We start from the raw sequence: 21,028 nt of genomic DNA, 5'->3' as shown, positions 1-21,028 counted from the left end.
ATATATTTTAAATTTTAGCAGGTGCCGGTATTTCTACAAAAACTCATCCCTAAATTAATAGGTTTTTACCTCAACGTTCTTGTTTGGCTTTCGCCAAAGAAAGCTGCTAAAAAAGCTTTTTTAGTCTTTATAAAAGTTAGAAAAGGACGCGTACTGCCCAATCAAAAGACATTTCTTGATAATGCCAAATTAGAGGTGTTATCGTTGGACAAAAATGATATTCAAGTATACAATTGGCACGGAAACAAAGAAACCGTTTTACTGGTACACGGTTGGGAAAGTAACACTTGGCGTTGGCATAAACTTATAGCCAAATTACAAAAGGTAGGCTACAACATTGTAGCATTTGACGCCCCTGCACATGGATATTCTTCTGGAAGCAATCTTCATGTTCCCTTATATGCAGATACTGTACAACACATGTTAACCAAATACAGACCAAAAACAGTTATAGGGCATTCTATGGGCGGCATGACTGTTTTATATAATGAATCTTTAAACCCCAATAAAACGATTGAAAAAATAGTTACCATTGGTTCTCCATCAGAGTTTCATGAGATACTTGCACATTATAAGAACTTACTAGGTTTCAACGACAAGGTTTTAAAAGCATTGAAAAACTTAGTATACAATAAATTTAAATTTACAGTAGAAGAATTTTCAAGCTCCAAGTTTGTGGAGAACAACCAAAAGAAAGGTTTACTTTTTCATGACAAATTTGATAAGATCGCACCTTATCACGCCTCTGTTAATGTACATAAACATTGGAAAGGGAGTGAATTAGTTAGTTCAGAAGGTTTTGGGCATTCTATGCACCAAGATGGGGTAAACGAAAAGATTATATCTTTTTTAGAAGGATAATTTCTTATTCTATACAGCACTCCCAAAAGTCACTTTTTATATAATTTTAAATAAAAATGGCAAAGTCGAACAACATACCTCAGATAGAGAACGAAGAACAATACCAGGCATTGGTAGACAAGGGCTACAGTAAAGAAAAAGCTGCACGTATTGCTAATACCAAAGATGCGGGAAAGAAAGGCGGTAAAGCTTCTACCTATGAAGAAAGAACTAAAAAGGAACTTTATGACCAAGCTAAAGAAATTGGTATTGACGGACGTTCCAAAATGAGCAAAAAAGAGTTAATTTCAGCCTTAAGAAATAACTGATTATGCAAAACGTAACACCTTTCCACATTGCCATTCCTGTACACAACTTAGCGGAATGTAGAACTTTTTATAGAGAAATATTGAATTGCGAAGAAGGCCGTAGTAGCGACCACTGGGTAGATTTCAATTTATTTGGACATCAATTGGTGATACACTACAAGCCTAAATCCGAAACCGAAACCGTACATCACAACCCCGTTGACGGTCATGACGTACCCGTACCGCATTACGGAGTAGTTTTACCTTGGGATACTTTTCAGAGCTTTTCAGAAGAACTAAAATCCAAAGGTGTACAATTCGTCATAGAGCCTTATGTGCGTTTTGCAGGTAAAGTAGGTGAACAGGCTACCATGTTTTTCTATGATCCAGCTGGCAATGCTTTAGAATTTAAAGCTTTTAAAGATATGGGGCAGTTGTTTGCAAAGTAAGAAACAAGTTTAATCTGCGTTTTTTAATCGTTTATTAAACCAGGATATGACTAAATAATCCAGCTCTTTTCTTTTATTTGAGAAAAAGTGATCTGTTATAAATTCTTGATATTCAAAATCATAGTTCAAGTCTGATAATTTGTCTGCGAATTTAGTTGTAGAATCTTGATTTGCTCTTTTATCATTTTTACCGGAGATAATTAATAAACTACTACGTTTATTTAGTTTTTCTGCCCAATATAAAGCGGAACGTTTTTGTAATTCTACTTCTTTATTCTGATAATAATTTGGAATACATTCAGCTAAAACCGCTGTTTCCATTTTAGGTCTATCTTTTATCAATTGAAACAAGTCCGTAACCCCATTACCTACAATAGCAGTTTTAATTTTATATGACTCTTTTAAGCTTAAGTATGTCATTATACCTCCTCTTGACCACCCGAACATACCAATACAATTTACATCGGCTTTTTCAATTTCCTTAACCGTTTCCGTCAAATTCAAAACATCATTCAATTCTTTGCCACCAAACTCATCTTTTTCTCGATAATTACTTCCTATTATAACATACCCTTGTTCAGCCAATTTTGAAGTATAATTAATTATAGTTGATAAGTTTAGCGGAGCAAAATCTCTATTTCCACCACGATTAAAAATTATAACAGGATAGACTCCTTCTATCTTAGGTTCAACCAGAATACCTTGTATTTTCAGAGAATCACTTTGATAAGTTATAGAGAAGAAATCTAATTTTTCTAAATGAATAAAATCAGGTTTCAAAGCATTATTTTCAGAAACCCTATTCCAAACTGGCGTATTGGTAATATCAATAACTTCTTTAGAAATCAATTTTCCGTTTTGGGCAAATCCGATATTAATAATGGTTAAGTTTAATATGAAGTAGAATATATCTTTCATTAGATTGCTAAACAAATTACTACTGCGACCAAGAAGTAGGCACTCTATCCCAACGGTGCTTTAATAATTCTTTGTACAATTCGTTAGATAACAATTTACCATCACTTGTTGCAGTATTCGCCAAGACATTACGTTGTTTACGCATACCTGGTATGGTAGTACCAACATTATCATTCATCAAAATAAAACGCAGTGCCATTTCCGCCATGGTCATACCTTCAGGAATTAGCGGTCTTAAAGCATCGGCATGCTCTACCGAAGAAATTAAATTCTCTGGCACAAAATAGGTGCCACGCCAATCCCCTTCAGGGAATGTAGTTTCTTTCGTCATAGTTCCTGTCAATGTACCTTCATCAAAAGGCACACGTGCAATGGTTGCGATATCTAGCTCTTTACATAGCGGAAATAAATTATCTACTGGCGCTTGATCGAATATGTTATAAATAACCTGTACGGCGTCTAATAATCCTGTTTTTAAAGCTTTTATTCCATTTTCTGGCTCCCAACGGTTCATACTAATACCCATTGCTGCAACCTTACCTGAAGTTTTTAAATCTTCAATAGCGCGTTGCCATTCTTCTCTGCCGCTCCAACCATCATCCCAGGTATGAAATTGCATAAGGTCTATTTGCTCCAACCCTAAATTCCTTAAAGTCTTATGGGTGTATTCCATTATATGCGCTGTAGGATAAGATTCTTCAAAAGCATATTCTGGCTTTGCTGGCCACTGAAAATTTTTAGGTGGAATTTTACTAGCCGTGTATAATTTCTTGGAAGGATGGCTTTTTACCAACTCGCCCAACAGCTCCTCACTATGACCTTCCCCGTATCCCCAAGCGGTATCAAAGAAATTGACACCGTTGTCAACTGCCAAATCCAAAGATTTTGCAGATTGGGCATCGTCACTGGCCGTCCAACCGGCCATTCCCCACATTCCATATCCTACTTCACTTACTTGCCAATCTGTTCTTCCGAATCTTCTGTATTTCATTACATCTTTACACTATAGTTATTATACATATTTTAAATAGCGACAAGCATCTTTGTATATTGAAACGCTTCTCGATACTAATTTTTCGTACCTCAAAATTCACTCGAAGTAACATCCTTATTTTGATTTAACAATTAAATCTACTTATACCTCCAACTTGTTAAATCGGCATATTTTGGCGCACTTTTCTCAATACGCTCCATAATCTTTGGCACATACATACTATTGTAACGTAAGCGTGTTATGGCATTGGGTTGATCAGGATCACCGTTCCAGCAATGTTCATCTCGGTCGCCGTATTTTACCTCGCCTTCATAATACGGGTCTGTAGTGCTTTCAAGAAAATCCTCCATTAGGTAGACAGCATTATTTAAGTAGTAATTATCCATATCACCACAATAAATATGAATTTTACCTTTTAAGTTATCGCCCAGTTTATCCCAATCACGTTCAAGAATATGTCTTAAATCGAAATTCTCTTTCCAATACTCAGCAACCTCATGGTCTATATCTCCAGTCATTTTATCCCAAATTCTTTCAGGATAGCCATCTTTGCCTTGTGGGGAATAAGTTGCTTCCCAAATATCCCATTGTTGACCTGACCTAGATTTATCGCCTAACACCAACTCTAAGTGATTTCCTTGTCTTAGTGTAGATTGAATTTGCCCTAAGTAATTTCTATGTGAGGGCACTTCTAATTTTTTATGCGCGCTTGGATAATAATATGCATTTTCATCTTCGTATATGTTTGTCAACGTATATGCTCTAAAATCAATAGGATCGGGGCATGCCGCAAAACAACCATTGTATTCATCTGGATATTTGACCTGTACCGCCAAAGCTTCCCAACCGCCGGTAGAGCCACCGTAAAGAAAACGAGACCACCCCTCTCCCATGCCCCTGAACTGTTTTTCTATTTCCGGAATAAGCTCATAGGTAATAGCATCTCCATAAGGACCTTGACTAGCAGAATTCACTGCATATGAATCATCATAATATGGGGTTGGATGTTGAATTTCAATAATTAAAAAGCGAGGAAAATCGGGCTCGTTCCATCGTTTATAAAAATCGTAGGCTTCTTGCTGTTGAATAATATTATACCCTTCTAAACTAAAACGCTCAGAATACTCTGGCTTTAAATTAGGGTCTGGTGGTGTAGTTCTAAATCCGCCAAAATCCGAAGGAAAATGACCGTGAAAAACCATCAGAGGGTATTTGGCCTCCGGATACTCGTTAAATCCCTTAGGCAACAATACATGAGCTCCTAAATAGATATCCCTCCCCCAGAATTCGGATAATTTTTCAGATTTCACCTTTATATGCTTGATCCACTCGGTATCTTTTGGTTCTTCAATGGGCGGAATCACCTGATCTAGTTCTACAGACACATTCTCAAACCCGTTGCTAGCAACCCTTATCTTAAAAGGCTTGCTATATAAATTACCTGGTGATTTATTCCATTGTTGTCCCTCGCCATTATCCATAGGCAACTTTACGGTATGCCCGGTAGAAAGGTTAAACGTTTCATACACATTAAGAAGTGCCTGCACATTATACTCCCCTGGCGGTACATCTTTTAAACTTTCATAAGGGTAACCAAACACAGATTCATTGAAAGTCAACACTGAATCCTTAGCCCAATTCTCCACATTCATACCAAAAATGAGCTGGGTGTTTAGTCCGTCATTAATTTGAAAACGGGGTTCATCACTATCATCCGAAGAAAGCATTAGCAGCAAACGTCCATCTTTTGCCAAAGAATCTACCTCAGCAGAATAACTAACCTTTATTGAAAATTTGCGCTCTAATTTAGGTGGCTGTGTGCAACTTGTTACACAAGCGATAATAGCTAACAACAAAAGATTTTTTTTCATAAGGACAAATGTTTCACAAAAGGTACAGTATTCTCTTTTGACATCAAATACCAAGATTAAATTTTCAACGTTTTAAATACATGACATTTTAGTAGTACTCCCTAAATCTATGTTATGAAAAAAATTCTGTACACCATACTGATTACCATTTCAATAACCGTATTGGCAAGTTGCGATTATGATGATAGTAACGATATTGACATCTTAGTACCTAACGACACTACCGAAACCGGTGTAACCGTCAAGAAACTACCGGCATAAAAAAAAGCCCCACAATAGTTTGCAAGGCTTTTAATATATTTTATACTGTTCTAGTTTCTACTTCTATGTCTTTCACGAGCTAACAATGTGTTTTTTAGTAACATTGCTATGGTCATAGGACCAACCCCACCAGGTACAGGTGTAATATAGGATGCTTTTTTACTTACATTCTCAAAATCAACATCACCCGTAATATAATAACCCTTTTCCTTTGTATCATCTGGTACTCTGGTGATACCAACATCAATGACAACAGCATCGTCTTTTACCATTTCCGCTTTTAAGAATTTAGGAACTCCTAAAGCAGAAATTACAATATCTGCTTGAGATATAATTTGAGTAATATTCTTTGTATGACTATGGGTAAGTGTTACGGTAGAGTTACCTGGCCACCCTTTTCTACCCATTAAAATACTCATTGGCCTACCCACAATATGGCTACGGCCAATAACTACGGTATGTTTACCTTTTGTATCTACTTTATAACGCTCCAATAATTCAAGAATACCAAACGGCGTTGCAGGGATGAACGTACTCATATCCAAAGCCATTTTACCAAAATTGGTAGGGTGAAAACCGTCAACATCCTTATCTGGATCTACAGCCATAATTACCTTTTGGGTATCTATCTGCTCTGGCAACGGTAATTGAACAATAAAACCGTCAATATCATCATCAACGTTCAATTCTTTGATCTTGTTCAATAATTCTTGCTCAGAAGTAGTACTTGGCATTTGAATTAAGGTAGATTCAAAACCAATACGTTCACAAGAACGAACTTTACTGCCTACGTAGGTTAAACTAGCACCATCACTACCTACAATAATTGCCGCCAAATGCGGTACTTTTTCACCACGCTCTTTCATCTTGGCAACCTCTGCCTTGATTTCCTCTTTAATTTCGTTGGATACTTTTTTACCATCCAATAATTCCATATCCGCTTTACTTTAAGTTGTTTTGTTAGGTTGTATTATTCGGTCTTTATTTCATTCCTTTCATGGCACCCATCATCTGCATCATCTTCTTACCGCCACCGCCTTGCATCATTTTCATCATCTTGCTCATTTGATCGAACTGCTTTAATAGCTGATTGATTTCTTGAACTTCCCTACCTGAACCTTTTGCAATGCGTTTTTTTCTACTTGCATTTAATTTAGATGGCGTAGAACGCTCATCTGGTGTCATTGAATAAATAATTGCTTCTATATGTTTGAAAGCATCATCATCTATATCCAAACCTTTTAGGGCTTTACCTGCACCAGGTATCATCCCCATAAGATCTTTCATATTACCCATCTTCTTAATTTGCTGAATTTGGCTCAGGAAATCATCGAATCCGAATTTATTTTTAGCAATCTTCTTTTGAATTTTTCTGGCCTCTTCTTCATCAAACTGTTCTTGAGCCCTTTCTACAAGTGATATTACATCACCCATACCCAAGATACGATCTGCCATACGTGACGGATAGAAAACATCTATAGCTTCCATCTTCTCACCGGTACCAATAAATTTAATTGGCTTATCTACCACAGATTTAATAGAAATAGCAGCACCACCACGGGTATCACCATCTAATTTGGTTAAGATAACACCATCAAAATTCAAGATATCGTTGAATGCCTTTGCCGTATTTACAGCATCTTGACCAGTCATAGAATCTACTACAAACAAAGTCTCTTGAGGTTGTATCGCTTTATGAATATTGGATATTTCATTCATCATAGCCTCATCAACAGCTAAACGACCAGCGGTATCAATGATGACCACATTATGTCCGTTTGCCTTTGCATGTGCTATACCAGCTTTAGAAATAGCTACTGGGTCTGTATTTTCCCTATCTGAATATACCTCAACACCTATCTGTTCCCCAACTACGTGCAACTGATCAATTGCAGCAGGACGGTATACATCACAAGCCACCAATAATGGCTTTTTAGTTTTCTTTGTTTTTAGGAAATTGGCAAGTTTACCAGAAAAGGTAGTTTTACCAGAACCCTGTAAACCAGACATTAAAATAACCGATGGATTACCTGAAAGGTTAATACCTTCTGACTCACCGCCCATTAATTGGGTTAGCTCATCTTTTACAATCTTGACCATTAACTGGCCAGGCTGCAAGGTGGTCAATACATCTTGCCCCAATGCCTTTTCTTTTACCCTATTGGTAAATTCTTTGGCTATTTTAAAGTTAACATCCGCATCCAATAAGGCTCGGCGTACTTCTTTGGTAGTCTCTGCAACATTAATTTCTGTAATCTGACCATGTCCTTTTAGTACATGTAATGCCTTGTCTAGCTTATCGCTTAAATTATCGAACATTCTTTTCTTTTTTAAGGGGTTACAAATTTAATAATATCAATGTAAAATTCGTAGCAAGTGCCAGAAAATAAACAAAACAAAAGAGCATCCACTATAAATGGATGCTCTAAAGTTGCTTGTGGGGCAAAAAAGGAATTCTATTTTCATAAACTCCTCCACAAAAACATCTATCAATATCATAGGCGAGGCCCAACTCTTTACTGCCAATGAAATACTTTTAGATGTTTTTCCTAAAACTTTTTTAACGGATTTCTTTTAAATAGTATTTACCCGATTAAACCAATTTGGTACGGGTATTAATGCAACGTTCAAGAAATTCTGATTATATATACGGGAGAATGGGATTCTTAGACTTTGAAAGCTTAAGTATTCGACAAATTGCAATGATACTAGAGCATACAATACCATAGTACCTTGCCATGAACATACGGGTTAAAAAATAAAATAGAAGCTCCTACTACTAATTACATACGTTCCGGAACCGATACGCCCAACAAAGCAAATGCATCTTGTATAACCTCCGAAACCTTCTTGGACAATTGAACACGTAATGCCTTTTTAGCATCATCGGTTTCACCTAAAATAGAGACTTGCTGATAGAAAGAATTAAACTCTTTAACCAAGTCATATGTATAGTTTGCAATCAAAGCCGGACTATAATTATCCGCAGCTAATTGTATAGTGACAGGGAACAATTGTAATTGCTTGATCAACTCCTTTTCCTTGCTATGAAGCGCTGTAACCTTAGCTTCGTTAGCAGTGTCGATTCCCATACTTTCTGCCTTTCTTAAAATAGACTGAATACGTGCATAGGTATATTGAATAAACGGACCCGTATTTCCTTGAAAATCTACCGACTCTTCCGGATCAAACAAAATACGTTTTTTAGGATCTACTTTTAATATGTAATATTTTAAAGCCCCTAAACCGATCATTTTATAAAGTGCTTGCTTTTCTTCTTCGTTATAGTCATCTAGCTTACCTAACTCTTCTGAAATATTTGCAGCAGTTTGGGTCATATCTGCCATAAGATCATCGGCATCTACAACAGTACCTTCCCTACTTTTCATTTTTCCGCTAGGTAGATCTACCATTCCGTAGCTTAAGTGATGAAGTTTGTTAGACCAAGAAAAACCAAGTTTTTGTAAAATCAGAAACAATACCTTAAAGTGGTAATCTTGCTCATTACCTACGGTATACACCATACCATTTACATCTGGGTGATCTTTTACACGTTGTATTGCTGTACCAATATCTTGGGTCATATATACCGCTGTTCCATCTGAACGAAGTACAATTTTTTCATCCAAACCATCTTCGGTCAAATCTATCCAAACACTACCGTCTTCTTTTTTAAAGAATACGCCTTTTTTTAATCCTTCGGCAACAACATCTTTTCCTAAAAGATACGTGTCACTTTCATAATAAAGGGTATCAAAATCAACTCCAAGATTTTTATAAGTAACCTCAAAACCTTTATATACCCAACCGTTCATGGTTTTCCAAAGTGCAACGGTTTCTTCGTCTCCAGACTCCCATTTTAAAAGCATTTCTTGTGCTTCCAATAATATTGGCGCTTCTTTTTCCGCAACTTTCTGTTCCGTACCTTTAGCAACCAACTCCGCTATTTGCTCTTTGTAGGCTTTATCAAAAGCCACATAATAATTACCAACTAACTTATCTCCTTTTAACCCTGTTGACTCTGGCGTTACTCCATTTCCAAACTTCTGCCATGCCACCATACTCTTGCAAATATGAATACCACGGTCATTGATAATTTGAGTTTTATAAACCTTCTTACCAGATGCCTTTAAAATTTCTGCAACAGAATATCCTAATAAGTTATTACGAATATGCCCTAGGTGTAATGGCTTATTGGTATTTGGTGAAGAATATTCTACCATCACTGCATCATCAGATTCTTTTACATATCCGTAATTTTTGGTAGCAATAATAGAATTGAAAAAATCTAGATAAAATCCATCATTGATAACAATGTTCAAAAATCCTTTAATCACGTTAAAGCCGGCAACAGCAGTAACATGCTCTTCTAAATAAGCACCAATTTGCTCACCAATTTGAACAGGGTTTCCCTTTACCACACGCAACATTGGGAAAACCACAATTGTGATATCTCCTTCAAAATCTTTACGGGTAGGCTGAAACTCTACATTTGGCAATTCTTTGTCAAAAATAGATTTTACCGCCTCTTTTACTTTATCTGATAGTACCTCTTGAATATTCACCAAAACGTTTAATTAAGGCTGCAAAATTAAACATTTTTTATGCTTTAAGATGAACAGATGCGGCATTGATTCGGCATTTCGTTAACTTTAATGAAAACTGCGCAACAATTTTACCATGCTCGTAAACGTAACTTATAATAACAAAGAGATTTCAAGAAAAATTGACACTGAAGTGGGCAAACCTTTTACTTTGAAAGAAAGATGGTCTTTGAACGGTATAGGTTCTCCAAAATTAATAATTACGGAAACGAGTATTGAAATTAGAAATTTATTGATTTTAGATAATAATAGAGATACGTGCAATATAGAAATGAGACCAAAAGGAATCATAGTAGGGTTCCGATCATTGTTAGAATCATATGCATTGGTGGTCCCTTATTACAAACTTTCTATATATAAAGGTGAAGCATCTGTTTATTCTATCTATAAAGACCATCATTTTATAAAAGTAGCATCTGATACCAAAGCCGTTCAGAAATTCTTCAAAAAAATATTGGACTATAAGGCCGATAATGCACCAACATCAATAGAAGACCTATAATATGTTCGCAAATCTGCCTAAAATAGCTATAAATCTTACAAAAAATCAACAAAGCTTGATTTTCGCCGGGTGGATAATACTAGCTTTAAATTTACTAGTCATTGCAATTTTTTATGCTGATTTACCCGAAACTATTCCTTCACATTTTAATTACAGAGGAGACGTTGACGGGTATGGCAAGAAAAATACTATTTGGACACTACCTTTGATAATGTGTTTTACTTACACACTACTTTATCTAATTATAAAAAAAGTAAAACCTTGGAACATGAATTATCCGGTTAAGGTAACAGAAAAGAATGCTCCACAAGTTTACAACATGTCATTACAAATGTTGATATTAATGAACTTGTTAATAGCAATTATAGCTACTCCTGTAATTATAGAAACCATATTGCAAGCTTATAAAATAGACATAGGGTTTAAAATCTCAAGCCTATCATTAATAATTGTGGCAGTTGTGACCTTACTACCAATTTATTACATCTTTATGATGTTCAAAATACCTAAATAATGAAGATACTACTCACCGGTGCCAATGGTTATATAGGTATGCGACTTCTACCGCAGCTTTTAGAAATGGGACATGAAATTGTTTGTGCGGTACGTGATGAAACTAGACTTTCGGTAGACAAAGAAACAAGAAATCTGATAGAAGTCATTGAGATTGATTTTTTAGAGGAGCCTAAAGAAAATGTAGTCCCAAAAGATATAGACGCCGCTTATTTTTTAATTCACTCTATGAGTTCTTCTACACAGGACTTTGATGAAATGGAGGCGAAAACTGCTGAGAATTTTAACAAGTATGTTTCCAAAACTCAAATTAAGCAAGTAGTTTATTTAAGTGGAATTGTCAATGATAAAAATCTTTCAAAACATTTACAGTCACGAAAAAATGTGGAGGATATACTTTACCAAGGCAATTTTAACCTAACAGTTTTAAGAGCCGGAATTATTGTAGGTTCCGGAAGTTCCTCTTTTGAGATCATTCGGGATTTATGTGAAAAATTACCGGTAATGATTACTCCCAAATGGGTATTGACAAAAACGCAACCCATTGCCATACGTGACGTTATTACCTTTTTAACAGGAGTATTGGGTAATGACAAAACCTACAACGAGTCTTTTGACATTGCAGGACCAAACGTTCTTACCTATAAGGAAATGCTCCATAAGTATGCAGAAGTAAGAGGTTTTAAAAACTGGATTTGGACAGTACCGGTCATGACACCTAAACTATCATCATATTGGCTATACTTTGTAACCTCAACATCATACAAGCTTGCATTAAACTTGGTAGACAGCATGAAGATAGAAGTAGTAGCAAAGGACACACGTTTGCAAGACATACTTGGCATTACGCCTCATACATACAAAGATGCTATTGATTTGGCCTTTAAAAAAATAGAACAGAACTTAGTGATCAGTAGTTGGAAAGACAGTATGATCAGTGGTCGTTTTGTGGACAATTTGGAAAAACACATACAGGTGCCTAAATATGGCATTCTTAAAGATTACAAACAACTTAAAATTTCAAATCCTGATGAGGTTCTAGAGCGCATTTGGAGTATTGGCGGTGAAACCGGATGGTACTACGGAAATTGGCTCTGGAAAATAAGGGGCTTTATAGACAAGCTTTCTGGTGGAGTTGGACTACGACGTGGCAGAACACATGCACATAAAATTTTTGCAGGTGACTCATTGGATTTTTGGCGGGTATTACTAGCGGATAAAAAAGCCAAACGATTATTACTATTTGCCGAAATGAAACTACCCGGCGAAGCATGGCTAGAGTTTAAGATTGACGAAAACAATATTCTTCATCAAACCGCAACATTTAGACCACGAGGATTAAGAGGTAGATTATATTGGTACAGTATAGTACCTTTTCACTATTTTATCTTTGGCGGAATGATCAAGAATATTGCCAATCAAAAAAATGCCAACTGATATAACACCCTTACCTTAAACCGTCTTAGATAATTTTAAGGGCAACTCCGTTAATCTTTCTCCAGTTAAGCGTCTAACAGCATTTGCTATTGCTGCACCAATTGGTCCTAGAGGTGGCTCCCCTACCGCACCAGGCGTATCTTTACCCTGTAGTAGAACCACATCAATTTCTTTAGGGGCGTTTTTCATTAAAGCCATTTGATATGGACCGTAAATGGTCGGGGTCAATTCTCCATTTTCTACAAACATTTCTTCATAGAGCACTGCACTTATCCCCATGATCACACAACCTTCGCATTGTGCACGTATTTGATCCGGATTTACCGCCAAACCTGGATCCATAGCTACGGTTACCTTATGTACAACTATTTCATTATCTACAATAGAGACCTCGGCTACTTGGGCGCAAGGTGTATTAGCATCTATGGAAGCAGCAAAGCCCATTGCACGGCCATTTATGACTTCTTCATGATAATTTGCTTTTTTAGCTGCTGCTTTAATTACATTTTTTAACCTAACATCAATAGGCGACTCGCCAATTTGGCCTATTCTAAATTCTACAGCATTCTTTTTTGCCTTAATTGCCATTTCATCTATAAAGCTTTCCATAGCAAAAGTGTTGGCCAATAAACCTAAACTACGCCACCAACTAGTTGCAAAAGGCAAAACTACATGCCAATAAACCGCCCTAAAGTTAGGAATAGCAGTGTATTGAATAAATCCGCCACGAATAGCGCCTACATCTGCCCCTAAAAAGTTAGTCAAAAAATTGGGTATTAAAGCTGAATCTGTAGCCACATCACCACTTACAAACTCATGTTCCAGCGTATCTAAAAAACCTTCACTGTTTAATTTCCCCTTAATAATATGATGTGTTGGCGGGCGAAACATATCATGCTGAAACTCCTCTTTTCTACTAAAAAAATATTTCACAGGTTTACCTACAGCTTTAGACATTACAGCTGCCTGTACAGCATGTGGCGTATGCAACCTTCTACCAAAACCACCACCTAGATAAGTAGGCACAATATTCACTTTTTCGGTATCTAAACCTAAGCGTTTTGCAACTTCTTTTCTAGTTATACTTACAACTTGTGTTGAAATTTTTATGGTAGCGCTGTCACCATCTACAGAAGCCACAACACCATTAGGTTCAATTTGCGCATGTGCCCCAATAGGACTTCTAAATTCTAATATTTCAAAATCATCATCCTCACCAAAAGCATTACCATTTTTCTGTATGGTGGTAGAATTACCGTTACCAACGGTCATCATATTTTTAATGGCTGCAGTATCTAAATCCCCATAGTTTCCCCATGTAACGTTTATGGCATTTTTGGCATGCTCAGCTTCCATCATAGAATTGGCGACTACGCCAACAAAATCATCTTCAACTATTATTTTTACTACACCCGGCATGTGCTCTGCTGCCGAGATATCCGCGCTTACAAAAGTTGACCCAATTTTTGAAGGCCTTACAACTGCACCGTAGAGCATTCCCGGCATTTCTGCATCCATCCCAAAAATGGGATTGCCATATACCTTAGCATCCAAATCTACCCTCGGCACCGGCTTACCTATAAATTTATAATCTTTTATATCTTTCAAAGCAGGAACATCAGGTATCTCCCAATTTTCAACACCCTCTGCCGCAAGTGCATACGTTAAACTTTTTCCCTTAGCCGATATGATACCGTTTTCTACTGAAAGTTCATCAATACCGACATTCATCTTACGAGCAGCTTCCTTTATAAGCATAACCCTAAGCATGGCAGCGAGTTCCCTTAAAGGTTCCCATAATCCTGAAATTGAAGTACTACCGCCTGTTGCAAAGCTATCAACATTACCGGTAGATGAAGCGGCATGGACAACCTTTATCTGATCCATGGAAACCGACAGTTCATCTGCGGCCATTTGGGCAATTCCAGTAAATGTCCCCTGCCCCATTTCCATTTTAGGAGAATGCAACAGAATTTCGTTGATCTTGGTCACTTCAAACCACATCATGGGTTTATCGGTATTATCCGTGTAAGGAGCTTCAAGTGAATTTGCAAATCCTAATAATTCTCTACGAATTGGATTCCTAAAAATGTATGCACCAATTGCAACTACACCAACAGTTCCCAAACCACCTTTAATCAAGAATTTACGTCTAGAAGTTTTTTTTGAATCATTTCCTTTATCAGCCATCTATTATAACTCTTTAGATTCATAAATTTCTTTCTTCGAATGCAACTCTGCAGCTTTATGTATAGCTTTTCGCATTCGATAATAGGTACCACATCGACATACATTTATAATATTATTATCAATATCCTCATCGGTAGGTTTGGACACTTTATTTAAAAGGGCAGCTGTAGCCATCATAAAACCAGGCTGGCAATAGCCACATTGAGGCACAACTTCATCTATCCAAGCTTGTTGAACTGGATGCGGATTTTCTCTATCTCCTAAACCTTCAATAGTAGTCACATCTTTACCTTCCGCAAATTTTACCGGATAAGAGCATGAACGCACCGCTTCACCATCTACATGCAAGGTACAAGCGCCACACGCTGCCTTTCCACAGCCAAATTTAGTTCCCTTTAAACCTAAAGTGTCTCTTACGACCCATAGTAAAGGGGTGTTTTCATCTGCTATAGAAACGGTTTTATGCATACCGTTAACAGTCATAGAAATTTCCATAAAATTTATTATTTAGATGGGATTATTGCCCCGTTGGCAAACCAATTTTCAACCGCCTCCTTAAATTCTTCTTTAGAAACAGGTGGTAAAGATCGTTGCTTACCATTGGCATCTATACCTGGTTCCCATGCCCAAAGTACAAGATCATCCTCTGTCATGTGTTTAACTAGATCTTCATGACTTCTATTGCCATTCATGGTCATATCCAACAATCGTTCTGCAATTTCCTTCCTTGTCAGTCCTTCCCAAGCCATGGAAGCCGGAGCCAATGCCCAATGTGGTGCACCGGGAACTCCAGAATTTAAATTATTTTCTGATTGATGACAGGTGTTACAATTAGTAGCTTCAAAACCATGATCATCTTCTCCCCTGGCCATACCAAAATAATGAGGATGACTTTCATCTCCCTGCTTAGGAATATCATCACTAGGATGACAATTCATACAACGTTGATGGGTAAGTACATCCATCATCTTATCATAATCTTGGTTAGAACTTTTAGATGTTAGCTCTACCGGTCCGTATTTAGAAATCTTGGGCGTATTTGCCCAAACGAACAGATAGCCGAAGACAGATAATACTAAAACAACGCAAAATGGTTTTGACTTCATAGTGATATAAATATGTAAAACACCTAACCCCTATGAAGATAGCGAATACTTTACAAAAAAGTTACCCCATTAAAATATATAATTTCAACAGGGTAACTATTCAATTTAGTTCTTTGGAAGAAACACTTCTGCCATCATACAGCGGGCACTACCACCTCCACAAGTTTCAATAGTATGTAAAGAACTGTGCAGTATACCACAGTGATTCTCAATTTGCGCAACTTGCTCTGGTCGTAAACTATGATAAGCAGCAGAACTCATAACCATATATCTTTTATCATCGCTACCTAGTACTTGAAGCATATTTCCTGCAAAATGATGCATTTGTTGTTCGGTAATAGCGATTACTTCCTTTCCATCTTTTTTAAGATGGTCCAACACATTTTTACGTTCTTTCTTGTCATCAATGGTATCTGCACATATAACTACAAAATTTTCCGCCAGAGCCATCATTACATTGGTGTGGTAGATGGGCAATCTTTTACCGTCTACAGACTGGTTAGCCGTAAATATAACCGGAAAGAAATCAAAATCTTCACAAAATTCAATGAACAAATCTTCATCCGCCCGTTCAGAGAGTGCGCAATATGCTTTTTTGTTTACCCTATCCAATAATATACTACCAGTACCCTCAAGATACAGTTCTTCATCTTCGGCAGAAGTATAATCTATAACATCATTAATTTTAAAACCGTTCTCTTCCAATATCTCAAAAACATCTTCTCTTCTTTCATTTCTTCTATTTTCTGCAAACATTGGGTATACACCTACCGTACCGTTGGCATGGAAAGAAATCCAGTTATTGGGAAAAATACTATCTGGTGTATCTGGCTCTTTGGTATCTTGAACTACTATAACATTAACTCCTTTATCTTTTAATACGGATACAAAAGCATCAAACTCCTCTTGGGCTTTCTTGTTTATTTCTTGATTCTTCATATCAATATCTTCCATGAAGTAGTTGTTCACAGCGGTCTGCTCGTTCATCCTAAAGGATACCGGGCGGATCATCAATATTGTATTTGTTATTTGCATAGGGGTACTAATTAAATTGTTTGTTGTTTTATGAATTATGATCTGATCAAGGGTAATGTACTACAACGCAACAACCCTTCTTGTTTTGATATTTCTGCGTACGGTATTTCCTCTACCGTAAAGCCTTGCTCTCGCAACCAATTGTTTAAACGTGTAAAGTTTTTTTCAGAAACGACTACATCTGGCGATATAGAAAAAACATTACTATACATATGGTACATTTCATTTGCATCTATCTCAAAAATATTTTCCTTACCAAAAAAATCAACCAGCCACTGGTACTCTTCCTCTATCAAGAACCCGTTTTTATGTATAATAGCTTTTCCGTTACCCAAAGGCTGAAAACAACAATCTAAATGCAGCGCATTCTCTTTAGCTACTGTGTTAGATTTTCTAAGTTCGAATGATTTAACCGTTTTATGCGGAAATTGTTTTTTCAAGTAATCAACAGCTGCCTTATTTGTTCTTGCTGTAATAAAAGAACGATAATCTTTTGCGGTATAGGTACCTACAAAAATATAATCGTTCCAAGGCATTACATCACCTCCTTCAACATGAACATCTTCTGGCGGAGTTAATATATTATTGTCATCAATTTTATCCAAAACATGTAATATTGCCTCAACCTCTTGTTCTCGATCAGGCAGTATATTGGCTTTTATTAATTTATCTTCTATTACAAAAGCTATATCCCTAGTAAATATTTGATTACAATCTTCAAGAACTTCAGGTCTAAAGACCTTAACATCATACTTCTCAAAAACCTTTCTAAAAGCTTCCATTTCTGCAATCATATCAGCTTCAACGGGGTATGTACCCGCTTTAATATGTTCTGCAGATTTTGGATCATAAGCCTCTTCCAAAGTTGGTGTTGGTCCAGAACTTTTGGCTATTCCTAAAACAACGGCTTTCAAAGGTGAAATTTCGTCGTTAATATTTAACTGTAACATTTGTATTTATTTAAATCTGAATTAAAACTGGCACAAAAAAAAAGCCCCTTTAAAAATTAAAAGAGCTTTTTGTTTTTTTATTAACGGTAGCAATCTACCTTTTATCAAGTTCGACAAAAGGTCTTAAATTTTCACCAACATAAACTTGTCTTGGCCTACCGATAGGTTCACCGTTCAACCTCATTTCTCTCCACTGAGCGATCCACCCTGGCAATCTACCAAGAGCGAACATTACCGTAAACATTTCTGTTGGTATACCTAAAGCTCTATATATAATACCTGAATAGAAATCCACATTCGGGTATAATTTTCTATCTACAAAATACTGATCTTCAAGCGCTTCTTTTTCCAGGCCTTTTGCAATATCCAAAATAGGATCATCTATTCCTAGATCAGCTAACACCTCATCTGCAGCAACTTTAATAATTTTGGCACGGGGATCAAAGTTTTTGTATACTCTATGACCGAAGCCCATTAATCTGAACGGGTCAGATTTATCCTTAGCTTTAGCCATATACTTTTTAGTATCGCCACCATCAGCTTCAATAGCCTCAAGCATTTCTAATACCGCTTGGTTGGCACCACCGTGCAATGGTCCCCAAAGAGCAGAAATACCGGCAGATAAAGATGCGAACAAACCGGCATGTGAAGACCCAACGATACGAACTGTACTAGTAGAACAGTTTTGCTCATGATCCGCATGCAAAATCAATAATTTGTCCAATGCCTCTATGACAACCTTGTTTTGTTTATAATCTTGGTTAGGACGCTTGAACATCATTTTATGAATGTTCTCTACATAGCCTAAACTATCATCTCCATAATCTAAAGGAAGTCCTTTCTTTTTACGCAAAGTCCAAGCTACAAGAACTGGGAATTTCGCTAAAATACGTACAATGGCATGGTACATATCTTCATCTGAACTTACATCTACCGTAGATGGGTTAAATGCAATCAACGCACTGGTTAACGATGACAGAACACCCATTGGGTGAGCAGATTTTGGAAAACCATCCAATATCTTTTTCATTTCTTCATCTACATGAGATTCGTCTTTAATATCCTTATGAAATTTAGACAGCTCTTCTTTATTTGGTAAATTTCCAAATATTAATGCATAAGCAACTTCCAAGAAATCCGCTTTCTCAGCTAATTCTTCTATTGAGTACCCTCTGTAACGTAAAATACCTTTCTCGCCATCTAAAAAAGTAATTGCACTTTCACACGATCCTGTGTTTTTATAACCTGGATCAATAGTTATAATTCCTTTGGTTACCGAACGCAATGATTTGATATCTATTGCAAGTTCATTTTCGGTTCCTTTAATAATAGGAAACTCGAATTTTTCACCATTATATTCTAAAATAGCTTTGTCTGACATTTTTATTTTTACGTTTTATATACTTCTCGTAAAGTTAACAAAACAGGATTGGTCTACCAATTTCACAAATCTGTTTTGGGTAAAATTAACAATAAGTACTATGAAAGGCTTTCATTACAACAGATATAATGACTCGTAATAGGCATCTAATGATTTTTCCCAAGTGAAACGAACTTTTTTAGCGTTGGCCTTAATTTTTTTCCAAGTAGTTTTATCATTTTCCCAAATAGTCAAGGCTTCATCAAAACTCTTAACCATATTGGTAATTTGCTCATCATAGGTGTCACCGCTAAAAGCAAAGCCTGTTTTTAAATGTTCCACGGTATCTTTAAGACCGCCTGTATGATGTACCAAACATGGATTACCATTTCTCATTGCCAACATTTGGCTAATACCGCATGGCTCAAACAAACTAGGCATAAAATATAAATCTGTCTCTAAATACATAGAGTCTATTAAATCTTCAGATTGCCCATTCGTGAATACGAAATTTTTATGATGATAACTCATATGACGAAAAAACTCTTCGTAATCTGGGTCACCTGTACCCAATAATATGAATATGCCATCTATATCATTTAATCTTGAGAGCATTTTCTCAAAAGCTTCCGGAGATCGTTTTAAAAAATAAAATTTTTGTTCCGTAAGCCTAGCCACACTAGACACAATAAATTTTGGTCTATTGTCCACCAACTGCATAATTTTTTCACCGGTATGGGCAAGAAAATCAGCTTTATATTTTTTTGAGTTTTCTTGAAGCCATCTAAAAATTGCCTTTACCGTATTTCTATATAACAATCCCTTTTCCGCTTCTCTAATATTGCCATAGTTACTTGCATTTAAAATGCCAAAAAGTCTACCTTCATTGTTTGCATTGATCAAATCCTGTTCTAAACTTTCTCCTCCTATAAACTCCGGTCTTCTACTAGGCAAAAGAACATCTTCTTTGTAAGATGGTGAAACTGTATGTACCGCATCGGCAAAACGAATGCCAACAGCCATTAAATTAATGCAATCTTGGTAGCGAGGATCCATCAAAGTCCTGTGATCCAATTGAATTTCAGGAAACCAATTGTTGACAGATGCGTAATTGTTATAAAAAGGACGTATCCCTTGTATCGCTAAATTGTGGATAGTGTATACATATCTAACCTTTTTCAAATCTTGGTACTGCGGATGATATCTTTTTATAAACAAAAGCGCCGCAGAATGCCAATCGTGCATATGCACAATATCCAAATCACCAAATGCCTTTATTTTAATAGCCTCGGCCGTAGCGGTACAAAATATAATGAACTTTATAAAATCATTAAAAAAAGGCTCTGTTGGATCATCATGATAAATATGCGCTATACCTCCTTCTGTAATTTCAGGATGATGTATAACATAATGTGTTATATTCTTATCTACTCTCTTTGGAATAACTTCATATAATTCGGCAGAATATGGTACACCCCTAAGACTAAATTCAAGTTTTGTTTTAAAGATCCCGTTTTTATGTAGTCTAGAATAAGAAGGCACAACTACATGAACCCTATCATCTCGCTTTGATATTTCCCTAGGAACATCCCTGACAACGTCACCCATTCCACCAGCTTTACAATCAGGAATGGCGTCATTCTCTGCGGAAACAAAAAGAAAATTATTCATACGCTAACAAAGAGAGATT

20 protein-coding genes are annotated in these 21,028 nt (G+C 36.5%); 7 read left to right on the top strand and 13 right to left on the bottom strand.

The window, feature by feature from the left end:
- Positions 1 to 21: 21 nt before the first annotated feature.
- The 3 genes from PXC01_RS07620 to PXC01_RS07610 are packed head-to-tail and all read left to right on the top strand — an operon-like array spanning position 22 to position 1,597.
- Entirely contained in the window at positions 22 to 861 is an 840-nt protein-coding gene (locus tag PXC01_RS07620) for an alpha/beta fold hydrolase (RefSeq protein WP_276471693.1), read from the top strand.
- A gap of 56 nt (positions 862 to 917) precedes the next feature.
- Positions 918 to 1,169 (top strand): DUF7218 family protein, encoded by a 252-nt coding sequence (locus PXC01_RS07615; RefSeq protein ID WP_276471692.1) that lies wholly within the window; start codon positions 918 to 920, stop codon positions 1,167 to 1,169.
- Between the two features lie 2 nt (positions 1,170 to 1,171).
- Positions 1,172 to 1,597: a VOC family protein gene (locus tag PXC01_RS07610; RefSeq protein WP_099189600.1), complete on the top strand. Its 426-nt coding sequence runs from the start codon at positions 1,172 to 1,174 to the stop codon at positions 1,595 to 1,597.
- 9 nt (positions 1,598 to 1,606) lie between these two features.
- Here PXC01_RS07610 and PXC01_RS07605 read toward each other — a convergent pair whose 3' ends face one another.
- The 3 genes from PXC01_RS07605 to PXC01_RS07595 form a co-directional block, all read right to left on the bottom strand.
- On the bottom strand, positions 1,607 to 2,515 hold the full coding sequence (locus PXC01_RS07605; RefSeq protein ID WP_276471691.1) for an alpha/beta hydrolase family protein: 909 nt from the start codon (positions 2,513 to 2,515) through the stop codon (positions 1,607 to 1,609).
- Positions 2,516 to 2,534: 19 nt separating this feature from the next.
- Positions 2,535 to 3,506, bottom strand: a complete 972-nt coding sequence (locus tag PXC01_RS07600; RefSeq protein WP_276471690.1) for an aldo/keto reductase — start codon at positions 3,504 to 3,506, stop codon at positions 2,535 to 2,537.
- A gap of 140 nt (positions 3,507 to 3,646) precedes the next feature.
- Positions 3,647 to 5,380 (bottom strand): alpha/beta hydrolase-fold protein, encoded by a 1,734-nt coding sequence (locus tag PXC01_RS07595; RefSeq protein ID WP_276471689.1) that lies wholly within the window; start codon positions 5,378 to 5,380, stop codon positions 3,647 to 3,649.
- A gap of 114 nt (positions 5,381 to 5,494) precedes the next feature.
- Between PXC01_RS07595 and PXC01_RS07590 the strand changes: the two genes are divergently transcribed.
- Positions 5,495 to 5,641: a hypothetical protein gene (locus tag PXC01_RS07590; protein ID WP_276471688.1), complete on the top strand. Its 147-nt coding sequence runs from the start codon at positions 5,495 to 5,497 to the stop codon at positions 5,639 to 5,641.
- Positions 5,642 to 5,691: 50 nt separating this feature from the next.
- Here the strand turns inward: PXC01_RS07590 and PXC01_RS07585 are convergent, their stop codons facing one another.
- From PXC01_RS07585 to argS, 3 genes are all read right to left on the bottom strand, one after another.
- Positions 5,692 to 6,576: a bifunctional 5,10-methylenetetrahydrofolate dehydrogenase/5,10-methenyltetrahydrofolate cyclohydrolase gene (locus PXC01_RS07585; protein ID WP_276471687.1), complete on the bottom strand. Its 885-nt coding sequence runs from the start codon at positions 6,574 to 6,576 to the stop codon at positions 5,692 to 5,694.
- 46 nt (positions 6,577 to 6,622) lie between these two features.
- A complete protein-coding gene (gene ffh / locus PXC01_RS07580; RefSeq protein ID WP_276471686.1) occupies positions 6,623 to 7,960 on the bottom strand; it encodes a signal recognition particle protein in 1,338 nt (445 codons plus the stop codon).
- Positions 7,961 to 8,424: 464 nt separating this feature from the next.
- Positions 8,425 to 10,206 carry an arginine--tRNA ligase gene (gene argS, locus PXC01_RS07575; RefSeq protein ID WP_276471685.1) on the bottom strand — a complete coding sequence of 594 codons (1,782 nt, stop codon included), beginning with the start codon at positions 10,204 to 10,206 and terminating at the stop codon, positions 8,425 to 8,427.
- A 115-nt stretch (positions 10,207 to 10,321) separates the two neighbouring features.
- Here argS and PXC01_RS07570 point away from each other — a divergent pair, with 115 nt between their 5' ends.
- The 3 genes from PXC01_RS07570 to PXC01_RS07560 are packed head-to-tail and all read left to right on the top strand — an operon-like array spanning position 10,322 to position 12,697.
- Positions 10,322 to 10,747: a hypothetical protein gene (locus PXC01_RS07570; protein WP_276471684.1), complete on the top strand. Its 426-nt coding sequence runs from the start codon at positions 10,322 to 10,324 to the stop codon at positions 10,745 to 10,747.
- A 1-nt stretch (position 10,748) separates the two neighbouring features.
- Positions 10,749 to 11,261, top strand: coding sequence for a DUF1648 domain-containing protein (locus tag PXC01_RS07565; RefSeq protein WP_276471683.1), 513 nt, complete (start codon positions 10,749 to 10,751; stop codon positions 11,259 to 11,261).
- Positions 11,261 to 12,697, top strand: coding sequence for an SDR family oxidoreductase (locus PXC01_RS07560; protein WP_276471682.1), 1,437 nt, complete (start codon positions 11,261 to 11,263; stop codon positions 12,695 to 12,697). The genes PXC01_RS07565 and PXC01_RS07560 overlap by 1 nt, the downstream gene beginning before the upstream one ends.
- Positions 12,698 to 12,712: 15 nt before the next feature.
- Here the strand turns inward: PXC01_RS07560 and PXC01_RS07555 are convergent, their stop codons facing one another.
- The 7 genes from PXC01_RS07555 to PXC01_RS07525 form a co-directional block, all read right to left on the bottom strand.
- Entirely contained in the window at positions 12,713 to 14,887 is a 2,175-nt protein-coding gene (locus PXC01_RS07555; RefSeq protein ID WP_276471681.1) for a xanthine dehydrogenase family protein molybdopterin-binding subunit, read from the bottom strand.
- A 3-nt stretch (positions 14,888 to 14,890) separates the two neighbouring features.
- The gene (locus PXC01_RS07550; protein WP_276471680.1) at positions 14,891 to 15,382 is read right to left on the bottom strand and encodes a (2Fe-2S)-binding protein; all 492 of its coding nucleotides are present in this window, start codon (positions 15,380 to 15,382) and stop codon (positions 14,891 to 14,893) included.
- An 8-nt stretch (positions 15,383 to 15,390) separates the two neighbouring features.
- On the bottom strand, positions 15,391 to 15,993 hold the full coding sequence (locus tag PXC01_RS07545; RefSeq protein ID WP_276471679.1) for a hypothetical protein: 603 nt from the start codon (positions 15,991 to 15,993) through the stop codon (positions 15,391 to 15,393).
- Between the two features lie 105 nt (positions 15,994 to 16,098).
- A complete protein-coding gene (gene ctlX / locus PXC01_RS07540) occupies positions 16,099 to 17,028 on the bottom strand; it encodes a citrulline utilization hydrolase CtlX (RefSeq protein ID WP_276471678.1) in 930 nt (309 codons plus the stop codon).
- 35 nt (positions 17,029 to 17,063) lie between these two features.
- On the bottom strand, positions 17,064 to 17,978 hold the full coding sequence (locus tag PXC01_RS07535) for a dimethylarginine dimethylaminohydrolase family protein (protein ID WP_276471677.1): 915 nt from the start codon (positions 17,976 to 17,978) through the stop codon (positions 17,064 to 17,066).
- Positions 17,979 to 18,072: 94 nt separating this feature from the next.
- The gene (locus tag PXC01_RS07530; RefSeq protein ID WP_276471676.1) at positions 18,073 to 19,359 is read right to left on the bottom strand and encodes a citrate synthase; all 1,287 of its coding nucleotides are present in this window, start codon (positions 19,357 to 19,359) and stop codon (positions 18,073 to 18,075) included.
- 114 nt (positions 19,360 to 19,473) lie between these two features.
- Positions 19,474 to 21,009 carry a glycogen synthase gene (locus PXC01_RS07525; protein ID WP_276471675.1) on the bottom strand — a complete coding sequence of 512 codons (1,536 nt, stop codon included), beginning with the start codon at positions 21,007 to 21,009 and terminating at the stop codon, positions 19,474 to 19,476.
- Positions 21,010 to 21,028: the final 19 nt, after the last annotated feature.

Origin of the sequence: Maribacter huludaoensis (assembly GCF_029350945.1) — a bacterium.
Classification (GTDB): Bacteria; Bacteroidota; Bacteroidia; order Flavobacteriales; family Flavobacteriaceae; genus Maribacter; species Maribacter huludaoensis.
This window is presented reverse-complemented; position numbering and strand designations above follow the sequence as displayed.